This is a genomic window from Streptomyces albospinus, from assembly GCF_014648695.1.
In the GTDB taxonomy this organism is placed as follows: Bacteria; Actinomycetota; Actinomycetes; order Streptomycetales; family Streptomycetaceae; genus Streptomyces; species Streptomyces albospinus.
In genome coordinates, this window is the sequence record NZ_BMRP01000047.1 from 1 (window position 1) to 6,143 (window position 6,143).

Annotated in this window: 5 protein-coding genes; 2 read left to right on the forward strand and 3 right to left on the reverse strand. The window is 69.9% G+C overall.

Translation table 11 applies throughout. The annotated features are described in order from the left end of the window. Positions 1-190: 190 nt before the first annotated feature. Entirely contained in the window at positions 191-820 is a 630-nt protein-coding gene (gene purN, locus IEZ17_RS35035) for a phosphoribosylglycinamide formyltransferase (protein ID WP_189307383.1), read from the reverse strand. After that, on the reverse strand, positions 817-1,776 hold the full coding sequence (locus IEZ17_RS35040; protein WP_189307385.1) for a MarR family transcriptional regulator: 960 nt from the start codon (positions 1,774-1,776) through the stop codon (positions 817-819). Before IEZ17_RS35040 ends, purN begins: the two co-directional genes overlap by 4 nt. 1,191 nt (positions 1,777-2,967) lie before the next feature. Between IEZ17_RS35040 and IEZ17_RS35045 the strand changes: the two genes are divergently transcribed. Continuing rightward, a complete protein-coding gene (locus IEZ17_RS35045) occupies positions 2,968-4,284 on the forward strand; it encodes an MFS transporter (RefSeq protein ID WP_189307387.1) in 1,317 nt (438 codons plus the stop codon). An 82-nt stretch (positions 4,285-4,366) separates the two neighbouring features. On the opposite strand, the gene IEZ17_RS35050 is transcribed toward IEZ17_RS35045, so the two are convergent. After that, complete coding sequence (locus tag IEZ17_RS35050) at positions 4,367-5,389, reverse strand: LysR family transcriptional regulator (protein ID WP_189307389.1); 1,023 nt, start codon at positions 5,387-5,389, stop codon at positions 4,367-4,369. 189 nt (positions 5,390-5,578) lie between these two features. Between IEZ17_RS35050 and IEZ17_RS35055 the strand changes: the two genes are divergently transcribed. Continuing rightward, a partial coding sequence (locus IEZ17_RS35055; RefSeq protein WP_189307391.1) for a hypothetical protein occupies positions 5,579-6,143 on the forward strand: 565 nt, incomplete at its 3' end.

The following is a 6,143-nucleotide window of genomic DNA, read 5'->3' on the forward strand; positions in this document are numbered from 1 at the left end:
CCACCCGCATCGGCGTCATCGACGGCCAAACCCTCGACATCCAGGGACAGTTCAGCATCCCCCTCACCGAACTGAAGCACACCCACGACACCACCATCCCGGGACTCCGGTCCTGACACACGGCTGCGGCCGTGGCCCGTGCCTGGCGGCAACGGACCACGGCCGCAGCCGTGTTCAGGGAATCAGGGAATCAGGGAATCAGCACCTTGCGCCCCACGAGACGGTAGCCGTGCCGGGCGAGCCGCCCCACGGTCTCGACGAGCAGCGCCCGTTCGACTTCCTTGATGCGCTCGTGCAGCGCGGCTTCATCGTCCTCGTCCCGTACGTGCACCACGCCCTGCGCAATGATCGGGCCGGTGTCCACGCCGTCGTCGACGAAGTGGACCGTGCAGCCGGTGACCCGGACGCCGTGGGCGAGGGCGTCGCGCACGCCGTGGGCGCCGGGGAAGCTGGGCAGCAGGGCGGGGTGCGTGTTGACGAACCGTCCGCCGTGCCGGGCGAGAAACGCCTTCCCCACGATCTTCATGAAGCCGGCCGACACGACGAGGTCCGGCCGGTGTGCCGCCGTCGCCTCGGCCAGCGCCGCGTCCCACTGCTCACGAGTGGCGAAATCCTTCACCCGGCACACGAAGGTCGGCAGTCCGGCGCGCTGTGCACGCTCCAGACCGGCGATGCCCGGCCGGTCGGCGCCGACCGCGACGACCTCCGCCCCGAACCCGGCGGGGTCGGCGGCGATGGCATCGAGCAGCGCCTGAAGATTCGTGCCTCCTCCCGAGACCAGGACGACGATGCGTGCCTGCGGATTCTTCGGGGTCGTCATGACAGGGCGTCCACCAGTGCGTCTCCTCGGAGCGTACGGAGTATCCGGACCTCCCGGCCCCGCCGCTCGCGGGAGAGGAGGCCGGCCTGTTCGAGCTGCCGGCAGTGGTACGTCACCGTGCCGGCGGTGCAGTGCAGCAGATCGGCCAACTTCCCCATGGAGACGGGTTGGTTGCCGGTCCGCAGGATGTCGGCCCGCAGCTCGCCGAGCATCATGGCGAGCGCATCGGCGGCGGTCTCCGCCCGCGCCGCCTCTCCCTGGAGGAGTGGCGCCAGCCCGGCGATGGGATAGCCGAGATGGACGTGCCCGTCCCCGTCCGTATGCAGGACACAGGCGCGGGTACCGGAGACGAGCGGCATGAGGGTCAGCTTGCGGATCGCGGTCCCCTCGCGCCCAGTTGCCGAATCCGGGAGCAGAACATTGCCGTCGGCGAAATCGATCCGCGGGCTCAGGTTGGCGAGGAAATCCCCCATGGTTCCGGTGACCGAGGCCACGCCGACCCGCCCGACTTCCCGTTCCAGCAGAGGCTTGGCCCGCCGCCACACGGGAGCGACCGCATCCCATACCGCACTGGCCAGCCCCGCGTACGCGGTGACGAAGTCGGCGGGATTGTCGACGGCTTTGCGCCATGCGGGCGGAACTTCTCCGCCAAATGTCCGCTCCAGTTCGGCGAGTAGGAAATCCGGCGGCGTGTCCGCGATTCCCCGGATCTCGTCGCGCATGCCGTCCCCCTTGAGGTCTCCGGCCACTGCGAGAACATCGGGAATATGCAAGGACCCCGCGGAGGTGATGGGGCCCATCACATCCAGCACGTAGTCGGGGCATGCCTTCCGCAGCAGTCGGCGCTGGGTCACCGGTACGCCCTGGGGGATCCCCAGCACGTCCGCCAGCAGCGAGAGGACGGATGCCCCCGGAAGGAACGCTATCGCTACGGGTATCTCGACATTTCCACCCACATGAAGCGCGACCATATCGGCCACTTCACTCCCCCGTTCAGAAGAAACACCTGGTGAACCGCGTTCATACCTGCCTGCCGGGGCCGTTGCCCCCGGATCCGGCAGTACCCGAACCGGTCGGAGCGCCCGCTCGGCGGGCGCCGGCTCGGCATGGAGCACCGCGGGAAATTCCACGGCGCGGTCGCGCGCCAGGAGCGACGATGTGTATCGACACCGATGGCGCGGCACGGAACGTGGCCTGAAAGGATCGGCAGGGAATCCTCGCACCCCGCCGGTCCACCGTGCGGCTGCACGGAACAGACCGAGATAGGTGTGGTTACTCCCCCCCGCAGCAGGGCCAGCCGCTACGGCGCCCAGAGCGAAAAATCAGAACTGAATTGACCCATGGGGACGCCCGCCGGAATCCGCGAAGTGGCATCAAACCTGGTCAATGACCCCCAAGTGGAGCATAGTTCACGCCACAGGGCCCCGCAAGCAGTAAAGGGTAAACTACGCATTGGTAGTTGAAGGGAGACCTTTCTCGACGGGCGTGCCGGAAAACCCGACGAGAATGCGCCACGCCCGCGACACCCCCTCCCACCGCGCACTTCAAGCAATCCGCGGTATTAAAACCGACCGGAAGGCCAGATTCACTGGCGCCCGAATTTCTGACCTACCGTCAAGAAATCGATGGCCAAAAACATGCCGGAGTGGACCCGACCGGCTCCGGCAACCGTCCCGGCAGCGAACCGGCGACCTGAATATCCGGCGGAATGCCGAGGGCGGCCGACCGCACCCGGGCTCCGCCGTGCACATGCCGCTCGATGCGGCGGATCTGCCCGGCCTGCACACGCATCGCGTCCGACCGCGGGAGCGTCAGGGGGGCGACGCGTGCGGCTCCGCCCCCTCGGCTCTCGACTCCGCCTCCTCGGCACCGTGATCGTTCACCTTCGCCCCGTTTCCCGTCAGCGGTAGGTGGATCGAGCATCCCGCGGGCCGCACCGCGGGCGCAGTGGAGCTAACCCCCCTCTTTCGCTTCCGGGTTGCCGTCCGGGCATCGGACCGCCCCGGGCGGCCCACGGCAGTCACGGGACTCTGGCCCGCCCCGGCACCCGTCCTCCCCGGTCAACCGTCAACTGCCGGGTCTCACTGGCCGAGACGGCCCGGGCCCGCTATTGACTGCCCCGTACAACGAGCGTGAGAGTGCGGCTCGTGCAGAGCGAAACAACCTCACACCAGGCCGCCGCGCCGTCCGCGGAGAGCAGCGAGAGCCTGCGGCGCGTCGCCGTGGCCTCGTTCATCGGGACCGCCATCGAGTTCTACGACTTCTACATCTACGGCACCGCCGCCGCCCTGGTACTCAACCAGGCGTTCTTCCCGACGCTCGACCCGGTCAACGCCACCCTCGCGTCCTTCTCCACCTACGCCGTGGCGTTCGCCGCCCGGCCGCTCGGCTCCGTGGTCTTCGGGCACTTCGGCGACCGGGTCGGGCGGAAGTCCGTGCTGGTCGCCTCGCTGCTGATGATGGGGCTGTCCACCGCGTGCGTCGGACTGCTGCCGGGTTACGGCACGCTGGGTGTCTGGGCGCCGCTGCTGCTGATCCTGCTGCGCTTCGTCCAGGGCATCGGGCTGGGCGGCGAGTGGGGCGGGGCCGCGCTGCTGGCGGTCGAGCACGCACCGCGCAGCCGCCGCGGGCTCTATGCCGCCTTCCCCCAACTCGGCCCGTCCGTGGGGTTCTTCGCGGCGACCGGGGTGTTCTGGCTGCTGTCGGAGGCGATGAGTGACGCGGCCTTCCGCTCGTGGGGCTGGCGGGTGCCGTTCCTGCTGTCGTTCCTGCTGGTCGGGGTGGGGCTGTTCGTCCGGCTGAAGATCAGCGAGACGCCGGTCTTCGCGAAGGTGATGGACGCCCAGGAGGCCAGCAAGGTCCCGGCGGTCGACGTCTTCCGGCGGCATCCGCGGGAGCTGCTGCTGGGTGCCGGCGGCATGATCATCGCGTATGGCCTCTTCTACACCGCCACCACCTACTGCCTCGCGTACGCCACCGGCGCCCTCGGTGTCTCCCGGACCACCATGCTCGGCCTGTCCCTGGTCGCCTGCCTGTTCCTGGCGGCCGGCACCTGGCTCGCGGCCACCCGCTCGGACGGGACGGGGCGCCGCAAGCTGATCCTCGGCGGAGCCGGGCTCGCGGTCGTCTGGGGGCCGGTGCTCTTCCCCCTGCTGGACACCCGGCAGCCGCTGCTGATCGCGCTGGGCATCGGGGGCGCGCTGTTCTGCATGGGCGTGGTCTACGGTCCGATGGGCGCCTATCTGCCGGAGCTGTTCGGTACGACGGTGCGCTACTCGGGCGCGTCGCTGGCCTACAACCTGGGTGGGGTGCTGGGCGGTGCCGTCGCCCCGCTGGTCGCCACCCGGCTCCAGTCGGCGTTCGGCTCCGCGTCGGTGGGCTGGTACGTCAGCGCGATGGCGGTCGTCTCGCTGGTGTGCGTCCTGGCGCTGCCGGAGACCAGGGAACGCGAGCTGCTGGGCTGAGCGGCGGCCCGTACGGGGTCCTCGCGGGGATCCCGTACGGAGCGACCGTGCCCGGGGGCTCACGGGCACGGCCGCCACCGGTTCAGGGCCGCAGCCACCACCGTTCACTCTCCCAGGAGAGCGCCTCCCAGAGGCGGTTGAGAGGGTGGTCCGGCGGATAGGCGTCCCGCTCGCCGCGCCGGGTGAAGACGCCGACCAGGACCTCGGTACGGGGGCCGACCTCCCCGACGATCTCCAGCGTGCGCAGCCCGCCGGCCTCCGGGAGCCGGCCGTCCGCCGCCGCCTCCCCGACGCCGCGGGTGACCAGCATCGCGCCGCTCACCACGCCCGAGCGCAGCAGCTCGAAACCGTAGTGGGCGGCCTCTATCTCGGCCGCGACGGTGAGCTTCTGGCGGTAGTCGCTGCCGTACCACGACGTCAGGAAGCGGCCGATCAGACCGCCCGCGGAGACCACCAGCGGCAGCCGCGGCAGGTCCCGGGCGCTGAAGGAGGCGCCGGGCAGCCGGTCCGGCGGCAGGTTCGTCAGCAGCGACAGGCCGCTGCGCCGCCACTCCATCACCTCGTAGGGCGCGAGGAGTTCGGCCTCCTCCCCCTCGGTGACCACGACGCTGCCGCAGACCAGGTCCAGCTCCTGGGTGCGCAGCTTGGTGAACAGGTCGCCGGTGCGGACGTGGGTGACCTTCAGGTCGACGCCCTCGCGTTCGTTGTCCTCGCTGACGTGCTCCACGGCGTCCAGGAGGAAGCCGAGGGTGTAGCGGGTGGTGCCGACCGAGAGCGTACGGCCGAGCCGGCGGCGGGCGTCATGGACGCCCCCGGCCCACTCGCCGAGCGTGCGCCGCGCCAGTTCGACCAGTGCCTCGCCGGTCGCGGTGAACAGCGCGTCCCGTCCCCTCCCCTGCTTCAGCACCAGTTCCTCGCCGCACAGTGCGGCGAAGGTGCGGTTCATCGTGTCCAGTTGCTTCTGCACGCTGGACTGCTCGCGGCCCAGCCGGCGGGCGGCCCCCAGCGCCGTCCCCGCCTCGTGCACCACGATCAGCGTGCGCAACTGGTCCATCGTCGTATCCAGCAGCTCCGTCGGGTACTGCTCCGGACCTGGCACGGCCATGCGCCCCTACTCGCCTTCCCGTCCCCCGAATTCAGGAACGAGCAGCATAGCCGCACGCGAAAACCCATCCGGAGAACACCGGGGATTATCTGGGGATTTCTTCCGGAAAATGCTGGATGTGTTCGCGGTACCCGTGGAATGGTCGAACCAATCCCGTCAACCACCTTCTCCGCCAAAGGAGTTCTGTTCGTGAGCCATTCCCAGGCCGGCCCCGGGCGGCCCGCCACGCTCACCGCGCTGATGGCGGTCTCGGTGCTCTCCGCACTGGCCGCGTTCGCCGGTGCGATCCTCGTTTTCGCAGGCGGCAGAGGGCTCGCCGAGCAGAACATCAAGGATGCCATCAGGGAGGACCCGAGCCTGCTGGGGCTGCCGTCGGGGAATGAACTGCCCGATTTCAAGGCGATGTCCGGACCCCTCTGGGACGCTTTCGTCGGCGACCGGCACGGAACCCTGGTGGCCCGCGCGGTATTGGCGATCGTGCTGGGGCTCTGCCTGCTGGTCTTCGGTCTCTGCACGAGCGAGGGGGCCACCTGGGCCCGGGTCATGACGACGGTTTCGGCGGTTGCGGCATTGCTGCCGCATTTCCTCATCTGGCGCGACTACGAGCCGGCGTCGGTGACCACCACGACCCTGGTCGCGCTGGTCACCGCGGCGGCGGCGATCGTCCTCGCCTGGCTGCCGCCCAACGGCCGCTACGGGCGCGAGATGAAGGCCCGCCGCCAGGGGCAGCCGGTGCCGCGGCCGGCGGGCACCG